This is a genomic window from Paenarthrobacter sp. PH39-S1, assembly GCF_030063245.1.
In the GTDB taxonomy this organism is placed as follows: domain Bacteria; phylum Actinomycetota; class Actinomycetes; order Actinomycetales; family Micrococcaceae; genus Arthrobacter_M.
The window spans coordinates 22,082-43,966 of the sequence record NZ_JASISR010000021.1; the positions used below are offsets into that span (position 1 = coordinate 22,082).

Below are 21,885 nucleotides of genomic sequence, written 5' to 3' on the forward strand. Positions count from 1 at the left end.
ACATGGGGGTGTTTTGCCGGAAACGCCCCAGGGCCGACGCGGGCATGCCGATCGATGACATGCTCGAGGGCCTGAGCCCGGATCAGTGGGAGCAGCCGTCGCTGTGCGCGCGATGGCGCGTCCGGGATGTTGCGGCGCACGTAGCCATGACGCCGACCGCACCGACGGTTCCGGTCCTGGCCGCGGCGTTGGTTCGTGCGGGCGGCAACTTGCGGATGGCCGGCGCGCTAATTGCGATTGATCATGCGCGGGCGCCCAACCGGGACCATCGTTGAGGAGTTGCGTCAGGACGCGGCGGCTCGCGCGATGCCGGCGATTACCATGAGGACAACCTCCTCATGGACGCACTGGTGCACAGCCAGGATATCGCCGTCCCGCTGGGAATTCGGCGGCCCATGCCACTTGACGCGACGCATGCGGGCTTCGAGCCTGCCCCGGCTCCGGGGACCCGGGGTCGGCCCGGTACCGGCTTGAGCCGAACCAGTGCGACCAGCAAAGGATACTAACAGCAGCGGAGCGCCGAGAACGTCCCCAGTCTACGGACGGGCGAGTCCGTCAATACCGTCTTAAACTCCTGCTGCGAGCGCACACCGAATTCCAGCGGGGTGCAGCCGGTCCCACCAGTCTTAAGCGATTGCGTGGGCCTAAAAGAGCGCGCGGGCCAGCGTCTGCCGGGCCTTCGCCACGCGCGGATCGCCCACGCCGACGACGTCGAACAGTTCCAGCAGGCGGACCCGTGCAGTTTCACGCTCGGGACCGAAATGGCCGGCAATGAAGGAAAGGATCCGGCCGAAGCCCTCCTCCACGTGGCCGCCGACAATGTCCAGATCCGCTACGGCCAGCTGAACTTCCGTATCATCCTTGTCCTCCGCCGCCTGGCGGCGCAGGACGTCGGCGCGATCGGTATCGATCACGGCGGTGCGCTGCATAAGCTGCACCTGCGCCAGACCGATCTTGGCGTCGGCGTCGGCAGGTTGTTCCGCCAGGGCCTGGCGGTACGCCGTCCCGGCCGCGTCGTAGTCCCCGGCCTCGATGGCGTCGTAGGCGGCCTGGTGCAGCGGCGGCAGCGCCGCGGCAGGGACCTCCCCCTCGGCGCCTGCCTCCGCGTCCTGCCCTAGGCTGCCGTTAACGCCATTGGCGGCGGCCACCTTCAGCAGCTCGTCGAGCAGGCGCCCGACCTGTTCCTGTGGCATCTCGCCCTCGAAAAGGGGTACCGGCTGGCCGTTGATCAGCGCCACCACCGTAGGGATCGCCTGGGCGCCGAAGGCCTGGGCAATCTGCGGGCTTGCTTCGGCGTCGACCCGGGCCAGCAGCAGCCGGCCGGCATAACCGGTCACCAGCCGCTCCAACATGAGGTTCAAACTGCTCGACTGCCCCGACCAGGCAGCGCCCAACGACACCACAACGGGCACCTGAGCGGAGACCTGAACGAGCTCCTGGAAGCTCTGCTCGGTGACATCGACCGCGTAGGCGCTGGCGGGGGCACCGCCCCCGGCCTGTTGGTCCTCCGGCCCGGCGTCGGTACCCGGCGGGGCAGGAACGGGCGCCGCGGGACGCGGATTCTTCAGCGCGGACAGGTCCACCGCGCCGCGGAGGTTGATGCCCGAGGCGAAAGCGGGATTGACAGGAAGGGAACCTGGTTGACTCATGGTTTTACTCTATCTGTGGCAGTACCGCGGGCGTAACCAGTGGACCTCCGGACCGCGGTCCGGACCGGGCCCCGGGCCGCGCCCGGACCGAATGGCCAGCCCGCGGACCAGCCAGCGAAGACCTACTTGAAGCTGGCACCGATCAGGCCGCGGGTAGCCGACAGCAGGATCATATTACCCGTGGAACCGGCCGGCGGGACATAGAGGACCACGGGTTCGCCGAAGTTGAGCACAAACCCCTTGGTCGTTTCCGTGCCACCGGCGAAGACCGCCGCGTCCGCTCCCACGGTCAGCTTGGCCTCGGCCTGGGACGTTGCGTCGACATTAAAGTGGACGTCGGCAATCACCAGAGCGCCGCCGTCGGCCGTCCGCAGAACGCGGCCGGTACCCGGCACCGGAGTGTGCGAGAAAGCGTACGTCGCGTCCGGACCCTTCGCGGCAATGTCGGCTTTGTAGGAATCCACGTCCGGTATATAGACGGGATCGGTGATCTTGTCCTTCCACTGGCTGTCCGACTTGGTCAACCGGTCGCTCAGTGCGGCCAGCGCCACATCCGGGGACATTTGGAGCGCGGTCTTGTCGTCCATAGCCAAGGTGCCGGCGCCCTTCTTGTCGACGCCGGGGAAGGTCTGCCCGGGCAGCAGCGGTGTCGCCTGATCCAGCCGGTAGGGGTCCCGCGGCGTGTTCTGCACCAATGTCAGCAGCTGAGGGACCGGATTGTCCCCGCCCTGGGTGACCGCCATGACGGTGCGCGGCCAGGACCGGCTGGTGCTGACCACCTTGGTCAGCAGCTTCGAACTTGCCACCGGCGTGACGGCCGGGTAGTCGGCGACCTGCGAGCGGATCCTGTAGTTCGCGCCGCGCAGTTCCAGAGCCGAACCGGATACCCGGTCCTGCAGCTTTCCGGCGTCCTTCGCCGCGTCTCCGCCGGCCACCGTATTGGCGACGGCGTCAAGAATACGGCTGAATTGCCCGTCCAGCAGCACGGGAACCTCGGCCGGAGCCGATGCGTCGGCCATTGCGGTGCCGGTGCCCGACGACGACGGCGACGGCGAACCGCTCGTCGCAGCGCTTGGGGAGGCGGAGCCGGTGTCGGACGACGGCGGCGTGGTCGCGGCGCTGGCGGCCGGAACCACCGTGCCGGTCAACAGCAGTGCCGCCACAGCGGCCGTGAGTGGAGCCCGCCCCGCGAAAAGAGATTTCCCGGACTCACCCTTGGATTTGTCCGCCGGCCTGTCAACGGGCTTTTCGTCCGGCTGGCCAGCGGGCTTGTCCGCGGATTTTTCGGCCGGAGCGACTGCCGGCCCATCAACAGGGCCGCCGGCCCGCGCATCAGTGGACCTGCTTACGGACCTACTGGCGGTCTTCCCCGACCGCGTCCCGGTGGCTGGCGTCCCCACCAGGCTGCGCCGGCCCCTTTTGGGCCGGAACAACAGCATCAGCACGCCAGCGACCAGGATCAACGCCCCGATCACCATCAGCGGGACCGCCCACGGCGTGTCGGTGTCGTTGGGTGCGGTCAGCGAAATATCCGTTGGAGCGGCGGCGGTGCCGTCGGAGGCGATCAGCAGCGACCAGTTGCCATCGGCCGGCGGTGTCCACTGATACCTCAGCTCGCCGCTGGCGGTTTCCTGCTGGGTCCACAGATCGGATCCGGTGGGGTTGGGAACGGTGGCCTCGCCCTCGGTGCTCGTTGTCGTGAGAGTCTTGTAATCGGAGTCGGCCCCCGTTACGCTCAGGTGCGCGGCCTTGCCAACCCAGGCGTCAACGTCGTCGGAACGGCCCGCAACCAGCACAATAGGACCGGCGGACTTCACATGGAGGGTGACGGGGATGCCGTGCAGGGTCCGGACGCCGGAATCAACAACGGTCACCGGAGCGCTTTTCGCGCCCTGGGCCACAGATGCCGTGACGGTATCCGGCGGGAGCCAGAGAGTCCGCTGCCCGATCCCGAGCCCCAGGAGCAACAGGCCCAGAATGGCCAGGGCAATTGCTGTCTTAGAACGCACTAATATGCCTAACGTCGGCTGAAAAAGACGATTTTTCTTCCCATAAGCCTAACCGTTTTGCTATATCATGGGGATTTCCGAAGCGTTTTAGGGCTGTTTCGACCCCGTCATACGCCGCTCCGGCGGAACCAGCCGCGGCCGGGCGGACCCGCGCTGACGCGGATGTACAGCAGATGCCGCGGGAGTGTGCGGCCCCAATGAGGCATTGCTCACCCTTGTCCGGCTGATAATGTTTGGCACGAAGAGCCACCGGTCCCGATGCCTGCCTCCGGTGACCCGTAACGTCAAATGTGAAAGCAGCGAACCCTCTTGAGCTCAGCAGATGATCCCATCCAACCGCAACAGGACCCCGTCCCGGTGGAGGTCGCGTCGGTCCTGACCTCCGCGCGCCCCGGATTCTTCAAGCGGTCGATTGTTCAGCTCCACCGTCCCATTCCCGGTGCCCAGCCGCGCCGCCGGTTCGAAATGCCGCCCGAGGCCGCACCGGATTCCGCCGGTCCGGCGGAATCCGAGAACACCAGATTCGGCGCCCCGGGCCCACGGATGTCCGTGCAGCACCCGATCTACATGGGCTTCATGGCCGCCGTCGGAATCGGCCTGGCGCTGTTCCTTTACTACATGCTCACCAACACCGCGCAGCTTCTGCTGTGGATCCTGGCCGCGCTGTTCATCGCATTGGGGCTTGATCCGGTGGTCCGCTGGCTCGAGGCCCGCAAGGTGCCCCGACCCCTCGGCATCCTGATCTCGGTGGCGGTCCTGGTCGCCATAGTTGCCGGGTTCTTCGCCACCCTGATTCCCACCATCGGGGAACAGACGACCCAGCTCATCGACAGGGCACCCATCTGGATCACGGACTTCCTGAATTCGGACTTCTTCAAGAACGTGGACAGTCAATACCACGTGCGCGACAGGATCACTGAGTCAGTCGCCAAGTTCTTCCAGGATTCCCAGGCCGTGGGCGGCATCTTCGGTGGCGTCGTGGGAGTCGGCAGCACCATCGCCAACGGCCTGTTCGGCGCGCTGGTGGTCCTGGTTCTGAGCCTGTATTTCCTGGCATCGCTGCCGGCGATGAAGCGCTGGGGCTACCGGCTGGCGCCGCGCTCGCGGCGTGCCAGAGTGCAAAGGCTGAGTGAAGAAATCACCCGCTCGGTCGGCAATTACGTGATTGGGCAGGTCTGCGTCGCAGTCATTAACGCGACCTTCGCCTTCATTCTGATGACCGTTCTTGGCGTCCCGTTCAGCGTTCTGCTGGCATTCGTCGTCGCGCTTCTGGCCTTCATTCCACTGGTCGGCGGTATGATTGCCGCCATCGTGGTGATCCTGGTTTCGCTCACCGCGGGCTGGCAGACGGCGGTATTCTTCGCCATCTTCTACTTCGCCTATCTGCAGTTCGAGGCGTACTTCATCTCGCCGCGGATCATGCAGAAGGCGGTGGCCGTGCCGGGCGCCGTCGCGGTGATATCGGTGATCGCCGGCGGCAGCCTGCTGGGGGTGCTCGGCGCGCTGATTGCCATTCCCACCGCCGCCGCCGTGATGCTGCTGATCAAGGAAGTGTACATAGCGCGCCAGGATAAGCATTAGGCGCCGCAGGCACGACGGCGGACGGCCAGGCCAGCGGGCGGCTGACGTCGGGTGTCCGGGCACCCAGGGACTGCAGGCCCGCTATTGAGCCGCCGATGACAGCGGCCCATCCCATTCGCCGGGCAGCACCGTGCCGGGAGAGCCGAGCACCGCGGACGCAATCTCGTTCAATGCCCTCGCCGTGAATTTCTCGCCGACCCACAAGTGCTTGCCACCGTCGATGCCGATGACCGCGGCCTGCGGAATCCGGGCAAACCGCGCGGCGGCCTCCACCGGGCGAAGATAGTCATCGAATTCGGGGACCAGCGCGGTCAGTGGCTTTCGCCCGGCGGCCCAGGCATCCAGGTCCTCATCGGTGGCCCGATGCAGCGGGGGCGACAACAGCACCGCTCCTTCGACGGCGCTGGCCACGGGTTCACGCGAGCCGTATTTGAGCACCAGCTCGGTGCCGAAAGACCAGCCGACCAGCCACCGGTTCGGCAGCCGCCGTCGGAGCGCAAAATCCACCGCGGCTGCCACGTCGGCCCGCTCCGAGATACCCCCATCGAACGATCCGTCGCTCTGACCGCGCGGAGAGGATGTGCCTCTGGTGTTGAATCGCAGCACGGCGATCCCGGCCAGTGCCGGCAGCCGGTACGACGCCTTCCGAAATACATGGGAATCCATGAACCCGCCGTGCGTGGGCAGCGGGTGGAGGGTAATCACGGTCCCCCTGATCTCTCCCGACTCAGGGACCGCCAGCTCTCCCACCAGGCGCAGCCCGTCGTCCGTCGTCAGCTCGATGTTCTCGCGCCGGGCCGGGAGCACGGAAGCGGCACGGATTAGCTCCGGCACTCCCGATATGGAATATACAAACGATGCAGGGTCGAAAGTCATGCGTCTCAGTTTAGCGGCGCCAACAGGCACATTACGCCCATCAGCGGCGGGTTGGCGGCGTGGTCGGCACGAAGTGGCAAGGACGCTTAAACCGTTCAATCGAAATCAATTGAACGCCGCCTGCGCCTTGCAATCACTCGCCCCCGATCTTGATACCTGGCCCGATTCCATACAAATCGGAGGATTTCCCCCTGCACAGGGACCGGTGATTACGGGGGGGGGGGGTCACAGCTTGGGTCCCGACCCGGTTTTGTCAGTGCCGCTGGATAAAATTGAGGCATGAGTACACAAGGAATGGCAGGCGTGATGGACACCGTGGAACTGGCGGCGGCCGTTGACGTGGTCAGGTCCTTCGTTGCCGGTTATGCCGGCAGCGCCCTGGTAATGACGAAGAACTCGGTGCTGGCAAGCGCCGACCTGCTGGAGAGAATGTTCCGCTACGTGCAGCAGGGCCAAATCATTGCCGCGCACGCCATAGACACCCAGAATCTCCACGCCACCGGGGATACTGACACCGCCTTTACCTGGGACAGCCCGGTAACCGCCTGCGACGCCGATGCCCATAATGATGCCGACACTACAGAAGTGCCGGCCCCGTTCGGCGGTGAGCCGGCCTCGTTCGGCTGGGACACGGCTCCGGCGGGGGAGCCAGCTGCACCCGACACGACTGCGCCGGACACGACTGCGCCGGACACCACTGCGCCGGACACCACTGCGCCGGACACCACTGCGCCGGACACCACTGTGGCGGGAGCAGTGTCCGGCGGAAGCCCTGGGTCCCACGGGACCGGCCAGGTCGTTGCTGCAGCTGCTGCTCCCGCGGGTTCCCTCGTCGGCGCCGTGCCCGCTCACGGGGAAACGGAGGCGATGCCGTCTCCAGGGACGGGCCCGGCGATTCGGGCGGGACGGAAGAAGTCGCCGTACCGCAGTGTGCAGGAATTCCTGGTCTGCCGGCTAAGGATCTCCTACTCGGAAGCGAACCGCCGGGTGTTCCTGGGCCGGGATCTTCTGCCTGCACTGTCCCTTACTGGGGAAATGATTGCGCCGAAGTTTCCGGCCCTGGCAGCTGCGGCGGCCAGCGGGGACGCATCCATTGAGTCCCTGATCAGGGTCTCCCGTGCCCTGCACAAGATGAAGCTCAAAACCGACCCGCACTCCCTTACCATCATCGAGGGCGCACTCGCCGAGCAAACGAGGCTCACGGACCCGGATTGCCTGGATCCGCAGATCCGTCAATGGGTACTGGGGGTCGACCAGAACGGGACCTCACCGACAGAAACCGAGCTGCAGGCCAGGCAGGGCGTGCACTACAAAGGCCTGTACCGCGGACTCCACCACCTGGAAATCCATGCGGACCAGACACAGTATGAGACGCTACTGACGGTGATGAATACCGGCACGAACCCGCGGTCCTTGACAGTCGTGGAAAGCGCGATGGATACCCGCACGCGGCAGCAACGCCTGCTCGATGCGCTGGTGACCGGGTGTGGTATCGCGCTACAGACCGGTGACCTGCCTGAAGCGGGCGGTCACCGGCCCAACATCATGGTAACCATCGATTACCATGAACTCTTCAACCGGCTGGAGACCGGGCGCTCGACGGGCCGGTTCGCCTTCACGGGGCCCGTTGACGCCGGCAACATCCGCCGGCTTGCCTGCGATGCCAATCTGATCCCGATCGTGCTCGGCGGGAGTGGCCAGATTCTCAACTACGGGCGCCGGCGACGATTCCATACCCGGGCCCAGCGTCTGGCGATCATTGCAAGGGACAAAGGCTGTATTCGGCCCGGCTGCACGATGCCCGCAGCATGGACCGAAGTCCATCACATCGATTTCTGGGAAAACGGCGGGGAAACCGATGTCAACACAGGAGCTTTAACGTGTTCCTTCGATCACCATGTCGTCCATGCTGGTCAGGCGAAGATCATCCTCATCGATGACATACCTCATTGGGTGGCATCTCCGGAGGTCGACCCTGCCCAAAAACCGCGCCGCAACAGATTCTTCAATCCACCCGCCCTCTCCGGTCCCGTGCCGTGACCGTTAACCAGTCCAATGGCGCGGTCATGCGCGAACGCGCCCCGTCGTGCCACGGCCAGCAACCGCGCAAGGTTCCGCCACGACCCGGCGCTGCGCGGATTCGGCCACAACCGGGATCGCCGGGAGATTCATTCAACGGTATTTGTAGCTTCGTGACTGCCAGCAGTTGGTGTGCCAATGCCGGCGGTCCGTCAGGGCGGATGCCGCGCCGAAGAGGGAGTCTTCCTGCCACACGACCAGGTGTGCCACGCCGGGCTGGACGGGCCTGTGGCAGCCCGGGCAGGTGTAGATTTTGGCGGCGTTCCGCGCCGTGACGGGCCGCACCATCCACTCGCCGTCGGGCGCGGACTCGCGGTGCGGGAAGCCCGAGCGGGCCCGCTCCAGATCGAGGTCTTCGGGAGCGGCGTTCTGCTGGGCCGCCCTGCCGCCAGCGGCGCGGCGGGGGCGGTTGGAACGGGGCATGGATCCATTCTGCCTTAGTTCAGCCAGAAGCCGGACGGACTTGGGACCGGTCGGAAGGATGCGGACCCGGGCGGGACGGTAGAGTACTGTGCGTGCGTTTAGTTATAGCTCGTTGTTCCGTAGATTACGTCGGCCGCCTTAAGGCTCATCTGCCGTTGGCCATCCGGCTGCTGTTGGTCAAAGCGGACGGCTCGGTCCTGGTCCATTCCGACGGCGGCTCCTATAAGCCGCTGAACTGGATGAGTCCCCCGGCGACGGTCAGGAGGACGACGCCGGCACAAACAGAGCTGGAGGAGGGCGTCCGGGAGCAATGGGTGGTCCAGTCGGCCAAGACCGATGACCGGCTGATCATCAATATATATGAGCAGCTCCATGACAGCAGCCACGATCTGGGAGTCGATCCGGGCCTGATCAAGGACGGGGTTGAAGCCGATCTGCAGCGTCTGCTGGCCGCGCAGATCCATACTTTGGGCGATGGCTTCACGCTGATCCGCCGCGAGTATTTCACGGCAATCGGACCGGTGGATATCCTGGCCCGGGACGCAACGGGTGGCACTGTCGCCGTGGAACTCAAGCGCCGGGGCGATATTGACGGCGTGGAGCAGCTGACTCGTTACCTTGAGCTGCTGAACCGGGACCCGCTGCTGGCGCCGGTCCGCGGCGTGTTTGCCGCGCAGCAAATCAAGCCGCAGGCCAAGGTACTGGCCGTTGACCGCGGGATCGAGTGCCTCACGCTGGATTATGACGCTATGCGCGGAGTGGATGACACCTCCTCTCGGTTGTTCTAGCGGGATTCAAGAGCCGACCGGCAGGCTGACTAGAATCGAAGCATGACTTCAACTGCATCGCCCGGGCAGGACAGCGGCAGCCTGGACAGGAAACTGTTGGCCGGCACGCTGGTGACGGACGGGACCATTACCGACGACGGCGTCCTGGCCATCGAGGGCGACAGGATTATTTACGCCGGCCCGGCTTCCGGTTATGACAGCTCGGTTTTTGACGGTGCAGGTTTTGACCGTGCAGGTTTTGACGGTGCAGGTTTTGACTGTGCCGGTTTTGACGGTGCGGACACGACGGCGGCCGGAAGCCCGGAAGGCTCCGGCGGCATCGAACGGCTGGAGCTGCCCGGCGGCTCGTTGATCCTTCCCGGCCTGATCGACGTTCACAACCACGGCGGCAACGGCGGCGATTTTCCGGGGGCAGAGGAAGCCTCGGCACGTAAGGCGGTGGATTTCCTGCACCGCAGCGGCACCACGACGCTGCTGGCCAGCATGGTGACCGCATCGCGGGAGGACCTATTGAGGGGAATCGGCGTATATCTCGACATGACTCTTGAGGGGCTGCTGGCGGGCATCCATCTGGAAGGCCCGTTCCTCTCGCACGCCCGGTGCGGGGCTCAGGACCCGCAGTGGCTCCGTGAGCCCGATCTGGAGCTGATGGCGGAACTGATCGACGCAGGGCAGGGTGAGATTGTCACGATGACCTACGCACCCGAGCTTCCGGGGGCGGCCGCGCTGGTGGACCTGCTGACCGTACATGGGATTACGCCGTCCCTGGGACACACGGACTGCGATACAGCCACGGCGGCGGCGTCGCTGGCGCAGGCGCGTGACGGCCTTTCCTCCACGGGCTTCGACGGCACGAGCGGGAGGCCGACCGTCACCCATCTGTTCAACGGTATGCCGCCGATGCATCACCGCTCCCCCGGTCCCGTGGCCGCGTGCCTGACCGCGGCCAAATCCGGCTATGCCGCCGTCGAGCTCGTCGCGGACGGCACCCATCTCGACCCGCAGACGGTCCGAATGGTGTTCGAGCTGGTCGGCGCCGCCAATGTCCTGCTGGTGACGGACTCGATGGCTGCGGCCGGGCTCTCCGACGGCCGCTACATGCTCGGTCCCTCACCTGTCACGGTCACCGGCGGGGTGGCCACCCTTGACGCGACCGGCTCGATTGCCGGCGGCACCGCGACGTTGCTCGATGTTCTGCGGCGCACGATTGCCGCGGGGATACCGCTGCAGGACGCGGTGCTCTCGGCAACGGCGGTTCCTGCCGGTGTCCTGGGGTTGTCGGACGAGGTTGGGGGGCTGCGGCGTGGGCTGCGCGCCGACGCCATCGTGGTGGATGCGGACCTGAGGCTTTCGGCGGTGCTGCGGCAAGGGGCGTGGCTGCAGGCCTGGTCCTGAGCGGTACTGTATCTCATCAGCCGCTAGGTCGTCGGTCCTTTGTCACACCTCGACCGCTTAGGACAGATTAGAATACCCATTTCGCCGGGGAAATTGACCGAAACAGTTAACAAATGGGGGAATACTTCTCCCGTTCGTTGACCGGTGGAATGAGTCATGTAATGCTTATCCCAGTCTTTGTGTACGTGGTTTTCGTGCTCGCAAGACGTGTTGCGAGCGTGGAGCTCTCCGGATGAACGGACGTCCGTTTCACCCGGCTTTCCTCCCGCGGTGTGACTAGGTTCCGGACGAAATGTGCGGAGCTGAACAGTTCCAATATGAGGAGAAATACATGGCACAGGGAACCGTCAAGTGGTTCAACGCAGAAAAGGGCTTCGGCTTCATCACTCCCGATGATGCAGATGGCGACGTGTTCGTTCATTACTCTGAGATTCAATCCGGCGGCTTCAAGAGCCTGGAAGAGAACCAGCGGGTTCAGTTCGAGATCGGTCAGGGCGCCAAGGGCCCCCAGGCCACCGGGGTAACCCCTCTCTAAGTGCCGTCGGTCCCCTGACCGTGCCGTTCTCCGGCAGTGTCAGGGCCAGCGGACAGACGATCCCCGGCCGGCGCCGGGGATCGTCTGTTTAATTATCTGCAGCTTAAATACCCGCGGCGGACCGCTCAGGTGTTCCCTTGTCTGCAGCTTAAATTCCTGCATTGGACCGCTCAGCGGCAACATGGATCCGGAAGCATACGGGCTCTTCGGCGGAAGCTGATGACGGTCCGCATTGGGACAGCGTCAGGAGACCAGCGTGCGCAGCAGTCGCGCAGTCTGCCGGACCGATAGGTCCGGCAGATACGCCGAAGACAGCGCCCGTCCAACCGCCGGCAGCGTCAGCGGATCGGGGTACATCATGTACAGGGTGCGGTATTCCGGCTGGAAACGGGATTTGAAGTGCGCCAGTGAACGGAATCCGTACACGGGTTCCAAGGCCTTTCCCACAATGTTGAGCAGCCGTGCCAAGGCGGCGTCCTGCAGCGGCAGGTCCGCGCCGCCGGATCGCGCGTCTCCAGATCCCGCGTCTCCAGATCCCGCGTCTCCCGCCCCAGCGTCTCCCGCCCCAGCGTCACCGGATCCAGCGTCACCGGATCCCGCAGCCCCGCCGCCGCCTCCATCTCTGGTTTCGCCGCGTTCCGGAGCCAGCGGCGAACCGGACAGCGAAATGACCTCCACCGAGTCGCGCAGCTTCAATACGGCGGAGGCAATGAGAAACTCCATCACGCCGGAGAAGCCGTCGCTACGGCGCCGCATGAAGTCCAGGGTCCAGCTGACCACGGCCCCGTCGGCAAACACCGGGAGCCAGCTGGCGACCCCGTGCACGCTGCCGTCCCCGTCCACGGCCAGCGCGCAGAGCACGTCGTCGTCCTTCAGCTCCTCAAGACCACCCAGGGTGAAGCCCATTTCCGGAACCGGCTTCCGGGCGGCCCATTCCTCGGAGACCTCGGAGAGCTGTTGGCGCAGGTGGCCCGGCAGCTCCCGGTACGAGGACCACCGCACGCTGATGCCCAGTTTCCGGGCCTTATTCAGCGCGGTCCGGACGTTCTGCCACTCTTTGCCCTTGAACTCGAGCTCACCGATGCGCAGCCGTGTTTCCTGTGCCACCGGCGCCCGGTTGAATCCCGCGGCCCGCAGCTGCGGCCACAATGTCCCGGTCACGGAGTAAAAGCACGGCGTGAGCGCCCGTTCGGCGCAGTAGTCCAGGAATCCTTCCACCGCGCCGACCTGCGCCGCGGGTTCGCCGAACGGTCCGGCCACGGTCAGGGCCACGGTGCCGTGCTCCTGATAGGCGAGCCCGGCCTTGCCGTCGGCGGTAAACCAGTATTCGTTGTTCCGCCACAGCGCCATCCAGGAGAGGGAATCGCCGCCGGTGCGGATCAGCCGGCGAGCCCGGTCCAACGCACCTTCCTCCCGCAGCCGGCGCCGGCCCTGCAGCAGGAACGCGGTCAGAACCCCCAGCAGGACCACGGTCCAGAACAGTGGACCGCAGAGATGGAAGAGCAGCGACTCCAGTGCGTCCCGGCGGGCGAAGGCGCCCCCCAGCTGTTCCGGGAGCGGCAGCGGCAGATACTGGCGCGCCAGCTCGGCCAGCAGCGGACGAAGCCCCCCGGGCGGCCGTTGCAGTCCGCCGTTTGAGATCCACGCGGCACTGTAGCTGCCTGTCAGCGCCAGTCCGGTGACCACAATCAGCGCCAGCAGACGCTGCCAGACCCGACGAGAGGTAAACACCGTGAACCGCCGACGGTACAGAAACAGCACGACGGCGATCAGCAGGGGAGTCAGCGCCACCGGCAAAAAATGGGCGAAGCCGGAGCCCAGCATCGTGGTGTGCGAATGCGGCACGTAAAGCGGGACCCGGGAAATGAGCCAGAGGTAAGTGAAGGAAAGGGCGGCGACGAGGGTCTGGACGCCGACGACGATCCAGACAGCCAGCCGGTGTCCACGGCGCAGACCCTCGGCGCACACCAGCAGCAGGAGCGCGGGGACGACGGCGAGTCCCAAGGTCAGGGTGCCACCCAGGCCGCCGGCCGTCTGCGCGAGCTGCAGGCAGGACGCGTCGATGGTGGAGCCACAGCTGGCCTGCAGCTCGTTCACCGTCGGCACGGGGTTGAGCACAATGTCCCGCACGATCGTCAGCGGTCCCGACGGGCTCTTGGCCACCGCCGCCAACAATGGACCGGCGGCGAAGACCGCCACCACGATCGAGAGCATATTCCTTATTTCACGGGCGGACGAACGGTGGAACCGGATCTCCGCCGTGTCCGTCGTGGTCCACCGTCCAATGGCCAGTCCCGCCAGCGCACCGGCCAGCGCCAGGACCGTTTCCGCATGTCCGACGTACAGGACGAGCATCAGGGCGACGGCGAACACTCCGACCCGCAGCCGGCGTCGCCACAGCGGGCCGAGCCGGGCGGCGGCCGCCAGTGCACAGGCCGCCACCGCTGGATAAGGCCCCAGCTGTGCCGCGTCCGCCATCTGTCCCAGCCAGCCGTCCCCGGCGTATCGTGCCAGCTGCGTGACCACCGAGAACACAAGGACCGCTGCGACATTCCCGCCGAAATATGTCAATGCCGCCGGCAGGGAACCGGCCCGCCGCTCAAGCAAACCGACGGCCCCGGCGATGAGCACGGTGGACACGATGTACGCCGCCGGATTGGTGGCGAAGAAGATGGCCGTGAACAGGGTCCACCAGTGCCCATCCCGGTAATGCTGCAGCTGGCCGCTGATCTCGTTGAGCTGGCCCGACCCCGGTCCGGCCAACAGGCTGCCGGTGAGGGCGGCCAGCCCCCAGAAAATCACCAGGACGGCCACCGTGAAGGGCGTGCGCCGGAACGGCCAGCCCAGCCGCTTACTCCAGCGTGCTCGGCGCTGCGCCGCAACGGCACCGGTGGCCAGGCCCAGTTTTGTCAGCAGGTCCACGGCAGAACTACCGCCAGGTTCCGATGCCTATGACTGGGCCGGCTTCCAGCCAGGACGACAGGCCGGCGTAGGCGTCGAACTTCATGGCCATCAGCATTTCCCGGCCCTCGTAGCTCAAGGTGACGATGACGACGTCGGGCTGTACCTTAATGCGCTCGGATTCAGTGGGCTGCCGGCGCCCCAACAGCACGATCGAGCTGCGCCGGAAACTGTACCGCGCCCGCGGGCTCAAGGACAGCAGCCGGAACCATTCCAGGTCCGCATCCTGATAACGACAAACCCCCATCTGCCACCGGTCTCCCGGCGAGCAAATGGAGGCGTCTACCGTGCCCAGGGCGCGCTGCAGTTGGAAGCGGCGCACCCCGAACAGGCACAGGACAAAAACAAACAGCAGGAAAAGCGCTGCGATGGCGATGAACGTGGTCCCAGGATCGTTCATCTGCCGGAAGCTATCGGATCCCCGCGTTGGCTGAACCGGCTGAGTCTTCCAACTGAGCGTTATCAGCAACGATGACGACCCGGTCGCTGTCCACCGAGAAGAACCCGCCGTCAACGGTCACGGAGATCCGGGCGCCGTCAACCGGCTCGATTGCCAGTTCACCTTCGGCCAGAATAGCCAGCAGCGGAGCGTGTCCGGGCAGGATTCCGATCTCGCCGTCGCTGGTGCGGCCCTTGACCATCTTCGCTGCGCCGGACCAGACGAAATGGTCCGCCGCAACGATTTCAACCTCAAGTTGAGCCATCTTACTTGGTCGATTCCTGGATCGCTGCCCACTGACGCTCGACATCATCCATGCCACCGATGTTGAAGAACGCCTGCTCGGCAATGTGGTCCACGTCGCCGTTGCAGATCGCGTTGAAGCCCTCGATGGTGTCTTTGATCGAGACCGTGGACCCTTCGACGCCGGTGAACTGCTTGGCCGTGTACGTGTTCTGCGAGAGGAACTGCTGGATGCGGCGCGCGCGCGCCACCACGATCTTGTCTTCCTCGGAGAGCTCATCAACACCGAGGATGGCGATGATGTCCTGGAGTTCCTTGTTCTTCTGCAGGATCTGCTTCACGCGTACAGCGGTGTTGTAATGGTCGTGACCGATGTACTGCGGGTCGAGGATGCGGGACGTGGAGCTCAGCGGATCCACGGCCGGGTACAGTCCACGCGAAGCGATTTCACGGGAAAGTTCCGTGGTCGCATCCAGGTGGGCGAACGTGGTAGCCGGGGCCGGGTCGGTGTAGTCGTCCGCGGGGACATAAATGGCCTGCATCGACGTGATCGAGTGACCCTTGGTTGACGTAATGCGCTCCTGGAGCAGACCCATCTCGTCGGCAAGGTTCGGCTGGTAACCCACGGCGGACGGCATCCGGCCCAGCAGGGTGGACACCTCGGAACCGGCCTGCGTGAAGCGGAAGATGTTGTCCACGAAAAGCAGCACGTCCTGGTTCTGCACATCGCGGAAGTACTCCGCCATGGTCAGCGCGGAAAGCGCCACGCGGAGGCGCGTTCCCGGCGGCTCATCCATCTGGCCGAAAACCAGCGCGGTGTCCTTGAGAACGCCGGCTTCCTCCATCTCCACCCAGAGGTCGTTGCCCTCACGGGTACGCTCGCCGACACCGGCGAAGACGGAGGTACCGCCGAAGTTGCGGGCCACACGGGTGATCATTTCCTGGATCAGCACCGTCTTACCCACACCGGCACCGCCGAACAGGCCGATCTTTCCACCCTTGATGTACGGGGTCAGCAGGTCGATGACCTTAATGCCGGTTTCCAGCATCTCCGTCGAACCCTCAAGGGTCGCGAAGGCGGGAGCCTTGCGGTGAATTGGCCAGCGCTCGGTGATGCTCAGCTCTGAGGCATCCACATCCAGCGGCTCGCCGAGCACGTTGAAGATATGGCCCTTGACGCCGTCGCCCACGGGCACGGTGATGGGGGAACCTGTATCCACGACGGCGGTCCCGCGGACCAGGCCGTCGGTGGCCTGCAGGGAGATGGCGCGGACGAGATTGTCACCCAGGTGCAGCGCGGTCTCGAAGGTGATGGTGCGGGTAACGCCGTCGAGGGTTACCGAGGTGGTCAGGGCGTTGTAGATTCCCGGGATTGCGTCCGAGGGGAATTCGACGTCGACAACGGGGCCGATAACGCGGGCAATGCGCCCGGTAGCACGGGCCTTGGAGGCTACCTTTTCTGTGCTGGTGACAGTCATCTCTCTCGCTTCAATCAGTAGATGGCGTGGGGTTAAGTCTAACGGGTCGGAACCTGGCTCCGGTCGCTGCGGTGTCAGGACGCGTTCAACGCGTCCGCACCCGCCACAATCTCGGACAGCTCCTGGGTGATTTCGCCCTGGCGGGCTGTGTTACGCAGTCGCGTGTACTTCTTGATCAGATCGGTCGCGTTGTCACCGGCGGACTTCATGGCCCGCTGGCGGGCGGCAAGCTCGCTGGCCGCTGCCTGCAGGAATGCGTTGAAGATACGGGATTCGATGTACCGGGGAAGCAGCGCATCGAGCACCCGTTCCGTCTCCGGCTCGAACTCGTACAGCGGCAACAGATCCTCGGCGGTGGATGCCTGTTCCTCCACGACCTCAAGGGGCAGCAGACGCACCACGGTGGGAACCTGCACAACCATGGACTGGAAGCGGGTGGAAACGACATGGATCTCGTCCACGCCACCCTTCTCATAGTCCGTCGCGAAGGCCTTCAGGACGGCCGCTCCGACGTCCTGCGCGGTCTTGAACTCCGGCGCATCGGTGCCACCGGTCCAGACCCGCTCGAATTCCCGCCCGCGGAAGTCGAAGTAGGCCTGTGCCTTGCGTCCGATCAGGAAGTATTGGATTTCCTTGCCCTCGGCGGTCAGCAGCTCGGTCAGAGCCTCGGCCTGTTTGAGCACGCTCGCGGAGTAGGAACCGGCAAGGCCGCGGTCCGACGTCACAATGACGACGGCGGCACGGCGGATCTGTTCCGGTTCGGTGGTCAGCGGGTGGTCAATTTCGGACTGTGATGCCACAGCCGAAACCGCGCGGGTGATGGCGTTCGCGTACGGCAGGGAAGATGCCACACGTGCACGGGCTTTGCCGATGCGCGAGGTGGCGATCAGTTCCATCGCCTTGAAGATCTTGCGCATCGACGTCGTCGAGGTGATCTTCTGGCGGTAGACCCGGATCTGGGCTCCCATAGTCTTCCTTTCCTGTGCTCCCGGTGGTTAAGCCTGTCGAAACCGCTCAAGGGTTCCGACAGGCTCAATCAGCGAATGAAATCAGCGCTTCTGCTTGACGATTTTCTCTTGATCAACGTCGGAGCCGGACAGTGCGTCGTGCTCCTCATGTCCGGCACCCACCAGGCGGTCGTCGCCCTCGCCGAAGAAACCCTTCTTGAACTCCACAATGGAGGTCTTCAGCGCTTCGGCGGTGTCGTCGTCGAGCACATTGGTCTGCGCCAATGTGGTCAGCACCGACGAGCTGTGCCGCAGGTGCTCCAAGAACTCGGCTTCGAAGCGGCGAACGTCCTCCACCGGGACATCATCGAGGTAACCCTTGGTGCCAGCCCAGATGGAGACCACCTGGTCCTCGATCGGGAACGGCGAGTACTGGCCCTGCTTGAGCAGTTCCATCAGCCGCGCACCGCGGGTCAGCTGCTGGCGTGATGCGGCGTCCAGGTCCGAGGCAAACATGGCGAATGCCTGCATGTCGCGGTACTGGGCCAGGTCCAGCTTCAACGTTCCGGAAACCTTCTTCATCGACTTCACCTGCGCAGCGCCACCCACCCGGGAGACGGAGACACCGACGTCCACGGCGGGCCGCTGGTTGGCGTTGAAGAGGTCCGACTGCAGGAAGATCTGGCCGTCGGTGATGGAGATAACGTTGGTCGGGATGTAGGCGGAGACGTCGTTCGCCTTCGTCTCGATCAGCGGCAGGCCCGTCATGGAACCCGCGCCGAGCTCGTCGGAGAGCTTGGCACAACGCTCCAGCAGACGGGAGTGCAGGTAGAACACATCGCCCGGGTAGGCCTCGCGGCCCGGCGGACGGCGCAGCAGCAGCGACACGGCGCGGTAGGCCTCGGCCTGCTTGGACAGGTCATCGAAGACGATCAGGACGTGCTTGCCGCCGTACATCCAGTGCTGGCCGATGGCCGAGCCTGCATACGGGGCCAAGTACTTAAAGCCGGCCGGGTCGGACGCCGGGGAGGCGACGATGGTGGTGTACTCCAGCGCTCCGTTGTCCTCAAGGGTCTGCCGCACCGCGGCAATGGTGGACGCCTTCTGGCCGATGGCCACGTAGATGCAGCGGACCTGCTTCTGCACGTCCCCGGAGGCCCAGTTGGCCTTCTGGTTGATGATCGTGTCAATGGCGATCGCCGACTTACCCGTCTGGCGGTCCCCGATGATCAGCTGACGCTGGCCGCGGCCGATCGGAATCATGGCGTCGATCGCCTTGAGACCGGTCTGCATCGGTTCGTGGACCGACTTGCGCTGTGTTACGCCGGGAGCCTGCAACTCCAGTGCGCGCCGTCCCTCGGCCTGTATCTCGCCCAGGTCATCAATCGGGACGCCCAGCGGGTCAACAACGCGGCCCATAAACCCGTCGCCGACGGGTACGGACAGAACCTCACCGGTACGGTGAACCTCCTGGCCCTCTTCGATGCCGGCGAAGTCACCAAGAACAATGACGCCGATTTCGCGTACGTCAAGGTTCTGGGCCAGCCCCAGCGTTCCGTCCTCAAAGCGCAGCAGCTCGTTGGCCATGACGGAGGGAAGACCCTCCACACGGGCGATGCCATCGCCGGCCGAGGTTACTCGGCCAACTTCAACGCGCTCGGCGTTGCCAGGCTCGTAGGACGCCGCAAACTCGTTCAACGCATTACGGACGTCGTCGGCGTTGATGGTCAATTCGGCCATCTGCAGTCCCTGCTCTCCTATTTCGCGATCACCGTTTGTTCACGATGACCTAGCTTTGACCGGTGCGGCTCAGATGACCGACGGTCGGTTTCGTCTCTTGCTGTTAGTGCCTAGCCGGCCAGCTGGCGGCGAAGCTCGCCGAGCCGGGAGATTACCGAAGCATCCACTACTTCATCCCCCACCCGCACGCGTACTCCCCCGATCAGCGTCGGATCAACGATGGTGTTGATCTTCAGCTCACGGCCGTAAAGGCCGTTGAGGCCCGCCTGCAGCCGGTCGGTCTGCTGCGCCGTCAAGGCGCGGCTCACGCTGACGTTGGCAATCCAGCGCTGCTGACGCCGCGCAGCCAGGACACCGAAGCGCTCAATGAGCTTCGTGACCTTGACCCCTCGTGGATTCACTATGGCCTGGCTGATCAACGTCCGGGCTTCCTCGCCTGCAGCAGGAACCAGCTTCAGAGCCAACGCGGTTTTAGCTGCATCACTGGCCTGCGGCTCCGCCAGTGCCCGCTGCACCTCGTGGCTTGATTCAACGGTCTGGTTGAAGGCGAACAAGTCGTTTTCCAAACGCTCCAGCCCGGTGAGGCCGGAAGCAGCGCCACCGGAGGCAGATCCGCCTGCAGCCGGGGCACCGGAAACTGCGGTTCCCGTCCGGTTTTCCGCAACGGCAATGGCCACGGTTGCGGCCACGGTTTCGAGTGCATCGCCGATGTCACGGGCAGCCGCCCAGCGCGATGCCGCAAGCTTGCCGACAATATCGCTCGCCTGCGCGGAGACCTTGCCGTTGACCAACTCGGCGACCAGTGCCGACTTCGAAGCACCGCTCCGGGACGGATCCGTCAGCGCGCGCCGCAGACCGGCCGAGCTGTCGACCGCACCGAGGACGCCGAAAAGCTCCTGCGCCAACGCCAGCGAGCCGGTTGGAAGCTGCACCTCCAGTTCGGCCAGCGCCGTGGTCAGCGATTCGCTCGATACACCTGCCATTACTGGACTGCACCTGCGTTCTGCGTCGGCGTGCTCTGCTCTTCAAGGTCCGCCAGAAAACGGTCGACCACTCGGGTGGAACGCTCGTCGTCGTTGAGCGACTCGCCCACAATGCGGCCGGCAAGCGTCGTTGCCAGCGTGCCAACCTCGGCCCGCAGGGACACGACGGCAGCCTGACGCTCGGCGGCGATGGCCACCTGTGCCTGCTCCGTGATGCGGGCGGACTCGGCCGCAGCCTTGTCCTTGAGATCGGCCAGAATCCGGGCACCCTCGGCACGGGCTTCCTCGCGGATGCGATTGGCTTCGGCGCGGGCGTCCGTGAGCTGCTGCTTGTATTCACTCAGCGCCGCGGTTGCCTCGGCCTGTGCTTTCTCGGCCTTGGCAATGCCGCCTTCGATGGCTTCCGTGCGCTCGGCGAAGGTCTTCTCGAACATCGGTACAACAAATTTGAACACGATGAACATGAGGACCGCGAAGCCCACGGCAACAACCAGGATTTCCCACCCGTTAGGCACCAGGGGATTCTCGGCAGCCGCTTCAGAGGCGGCGGAAATCATGAGGTTTTTCATATTTCGCCCGTCCTATCTACTCGCGATTGAAGTGTTGCTGTCTCTTTACTTGAGAACGAACGCGAACACGAGGCCGAGGATGGCGAGGGCTTCGGTCAAGGCCAGGCCAAGGAAGGCGATGGGCTGCAGTACGCGCTGAGCTTCCGGCTGGCGCGCTACACCATTGATGTAGGCCGCGAACACCAGACCCACACCGATGGCTCCACCGATCGCGGAAAGGCCGTAGCCGACGAGGTTGATCGAGCCGTTGATTGTGCCGTTCATAAAAGTTCCTTTCAAGATGCCCGCAGGCAGGTTGTTTGGTTCGATTTATCCCCCGGGGGAAATGCTGGAAAGTCAGTGCGTGTCCGCGTGGACAGCGCCCTCAATGTAGATCGCCGTGAGCAGGACAAAAACGTACGCCTGCAGCACCATGATCAATGCTTCAAGCATGTACATCGCTATCGATCCGGCGAGCACCAGGACTGAGGCACCCTTCATCAATACACTTTCCTGCATGATGAGGAATTCAATGCCGGAGCCAGCAATCAGCACGATCAGGTGTCCGGCCAGCATGGTCGCGAACAAACGCAGGCTGTGCGTCATCGGGCGGACCAGGAAGTTGGAGATGATTTCGATCGGAACCACCAGCGGCAGAATGTACCACGGCACGCCCGAGGGCACAACGGCCAGTTTCAGGTAACGAAGGCCGTTCGCCTTGATGCCGACGCCGATCCAGATCACGTAGACAAGTGCCGCGAGGAAATAGGCTCCACCGACATGCGAGAAACTGGGCAACTGGATGAGCGGAATGGCGCCGTAAATGTTGTTGATCAGGATGAAGAAGAACAGCGAGAACAGCAGCGGCACGTACTTCATGAAGTCCTTGCCGCCGATCACATCCTTGGCCACCGAGTTGCGAACAAAGTTGTAACCCACTTCGCCGGCGAACTGCAGTTTCCCCGGGACAAGTTTGCCCTGCCGTGCCGCGGCCACAAAGAACCAGGAGATCAGGGCAACGGACAGGAGGACCAGCAGCATCTGCTTGGTGAACTCGAAATCTCCGATGGTGAAGAGCGGTGCCAAGTGGCTGTTGACGCCGGGCGGGTTGAACGATCCACCCTCTTGGGCGGGGAGCGTAAGCGCGATCAACGCGTTTCCTCTCTGCAGGGTCCGTACTCGGGCATGGGCCGGGGAAGCGGGCCTGCGGC

The 21,885-nt window shown here is 64.6% G+C and carries 20 protein-coding genes; 6 read left to right on the forward strand and 14 right to left on the reverse strand.

The window, feature by feature from the left end:
* Positions 1-44 precede the first annotated feature (44 nt).
* Positions 45-275 carry a maleylpyruvate isomerase N-terminal domain-containing protein gene (locus QMG52_RS14110; RefSeq protein WP_283561030.1) on the forward strand — a complete coding sequence of 77 codons (231 nt, stop codon included), beginning with the start codon at positions 45-47 and terminating at the stop codon, positions 273-275.
* Between the two features lie 369 nt (positions 276-644).
* On the opposite strand, the gene QMG52_RS14115 is transcribed toward QMG52_RS14110, so the two are convergent.
* Positions 645-1,649 (reverse strand): co-chaperone YbbN, encoded by a 1,005-nt coding sequence (locus QMG52_RS14115; RefSeq protein WP_283561031.1) that lies wholly within the window; start codon positions 1,647-1,649, stop codon positions 645-647.
* 122 nt (positions 1,650-1,771) lie between these two features.
* A complete protein-coding gene (locus tag QMG52_RS14120) occupies positions 1,772-3,658 on the reverse strand; it encodes a DUF8094 domain-containing protein (protein WP_283561032.1) in 1,887 nt (628 codons plus the stop codon).
* Between the two features lie 309 nt (positions 3,659-3,967).
* Here QMG52_RS14120 and QMG52_RS14125 point away from each other — a divergent pair, with 309 nt between their 5' ends.
* On the forward strand, positions 3,968-5,239 hold the full coding sequence (locus QMG52_RS14125) for an AI-2E family transporter (protein ID WP_502920534.1): 1,272 nt from the start codon (positions 3,968-3,970) through the stop codon (positions 5,237-5,239).
* A gap of 81 nt (positions 5,240-5,320) precedes the next feature.
* On the opposite strand, the gene QMG52_RS14130 is transcribed toward QMG52_RS14125, so the two are convergent.
* Entirely contained in the window at positions 5,321-6,115 is a 795-nt protein-coding gene (locus QMG52_RS14130; RefSeq protein ID WP_283561033.1) for an alpha/beta hydrolase, read from the reverse strand.
* Positions 6,116-6,394: 279 nt separating this feature from the next.
* On the opposite strand from QMG52_RS14130, the gene QMG52_RS14135 reads away from it, so the two are divergent.
* Positions 6,395-8,155 carry an HNH endonuclease signature motif containing protein gene (locus QMG52_RS14135; protein WP_283561034.1) on the forward strand — a complete coding sequence of 587 codons (1,761 nt, stop codon included), beginning with the start codon at positions 6,395-6,397 and terminating at the stop codon, positions 8,153-8,155.
* A 132-nt stretch (positions 8,156-8,287) separates the two neighbouring features.
* Here QMG52_RS14135 and QMG52_RS14140 read toward each other — a convergent pair whose 3' ends face one another.
* Positions 8,288-8,617: an Rv1322 family protein gene (locus QMG52_RS14140; RefSeq protein ID WP_283561035.1), complete on the reverse strand. Its 330-nt coding sequence runs from the start codon at positions 8,615-8,617 to the stop codon at positions 8,288-8,290.
* A gap of 92 nt (positions 8,618-8,709) precedes the next feature.
* Here QMG52_RS14140 and nucS point away from each other — a divergent pair, with 92 nt between their 5' ends.
* From nucS to QMG52_RS14155, 3 genes are all read left to right on the forward strand, one after another.
* Positions 8,710-9,405: an endonuclease NucS gene (gene nucS / locus QMG52_RS14145; RefSeq protein WP_283561036.1), complete on the forward strand. Its 696-nt coding sequence runs from the start codon at positions 8,710-8,712 to the stop codon at positions 9,403-9,405.
* 42 nt (positions 9,406-9,447) lie between these two features.
* Positions 9,448-10,800, forward strand: coding sequence for an N-acetylglucosamine-6-phosphate deacetylase (locus QMG52_RS14150; RefSeq protein WP_283561037.1), 1,353 nt, complete (start codon positions 9,448-9,450; stop codon positions 10,798-10,800).
* Positions 10,801-11,131: 331 nt separating this feature from the next.
* Positions 11,132-11,335 (forward strand): cold-shock protein, encoded by a 204-nt coding sequence (locus QMG52_RS14155; protein WP_283561038.1) that lies wholly within the window; start codon positions 11,132-11,134, stop codon positions 11,333-11,335.
* A gap of 243 nt (positions 11,336-11,578) precedes the next feature.
* Here the strand turns inward: QMG52_RS14155 and QMG52_RS14160 are convergent, their stop codons facing one another.
* From QMG52_RS14160 to atpB, 10 genes are all read right to left on the reverse strand, one after another.
* Positions 11,579-14,257 carry a bifunctional lysylphosphatidylglycerol flippase/synthetase MprF gene (locus QMG52_RS14160; RefSeq protein ID WP_283561039.1) on the reverse strand — a complete coding sequence of 893 codons (2,679 nt, stop codon included), beginning with the start codon at positions 14,255-14,257 and terminating at the stop codon, positions 11,579-11,581.
* A gap of 7 nt (positions 14,258-14,264) precedes the next feature.
* Positions 14,265-14,696: a DUF2550 domain-containing protein gene (locus QMG52_RS14165; RefSeq protein WP_283561040.1), complete on the reverse strand. Its 432-nt coding sequence runs from the start codon at positions 14,694-14,696 to the stop codon at positions 14,265-14,267.
* A gap of 10 nt (positions 14,697-14,706) precedes the next feature.
* Complete coding sequence (locus QMG52_RS14170) at positions 14,707-15,000, reverse strand: F0F1 ATP synthase subunit epsilon (RefSeq protein WP_283561041.1); 294 nt, start codon at positions 14,998-15,000, stop codon at positions 14,707-14,709.
* Position 15,001: 1 nt separating this feature from the next.
* Positions 15,002-16,456: a F0F1 ATP synthase subunit beta gene (gene atpD, locus QMG52_RS14175; protein ID WP_283561042.1), complete on the reverse strand. Its 1,455-nt coding sequence runs from the start codon at positions 16,454-16,456 to the stop codon at positions 15,002-15,004.
* Between the two features lie 74 nt (positions 16,457-16,530).
* A complete protein-coding gene (locus QMG52_RS14180) occupies positions 16,531-17,424 on the reverse strand; it encodes a F0F1 ATP synthase subunit gamma (RefSeq protein WP_283561043.1) in 894 nt (297 codons plus the stop codon).
* A gap of 81 nt (positions 17,425-17,505) precedes the next feature.
* Positions 17,506-19,143, reverse strand: coding sequence for a F0F1 ATP synthase subunit alpha (gene atpA, locus QMG52_RS14185; RefSeq protein ID WP_283561044.1), 1,638 nt, complete (start codon positions 19,141-19,143; stop codon positions 17,506-17,508).
* A gap of 110 nt (positions 19,144-19,253) precedes the next feature.
* On the reverse strand, positions 19,254-20,126 hold the full coding sequence (atpH, locus tag QMG52_RS14190) for an ATP synthase F1 subunit delta (protein ID WP_283561045.1): 873 nt from the start codon (positions 20,124-20,126) through the stop codon (positions 19,254-19,256).
* Complete coding sequence (locus QMG52_RS14195) at positions 20,126-20,695, reverse strand: F0F1 ATP synthase subunit B (RefSeq protein ID WP_283561046.1); 570 nt, start codon at positions 20,693-20,695, stop codon at positions 20,126-20,128. Before QMG52_RS14195 ends, atpH begins: the two co-directional genes overlap by 1 nt.
* A 45-nt stretch (positions 20,696-20,740) precedes the next feature.
* Positions 20,741-20,959: an ATP synthase F0 subunit C gene (atpE, locus tag QMG52_RS14200; protein WP_196398210.1), complete on the reverse strand. Its 219-nt coding sequence runs from the start codon at positions 20,957-20,959 to the stop codon at positions 20,741-20,743.
* Positions 20,960-21,031: 72 nt separating this feature from the next.
* Complete coding sequence (atpB, locus tag QMG52_RS14205) at positions 21,032-21,826, reverse strand: F0F1 ATP synthase subunit A (RefSeq protein WP_283561047.1); 795 nt, start codon at positions 21,824-21,826, stop codon at positions 21,032-21,034.
* Positions 21,827-21,885: the final 59 nt, after the last annotated feature.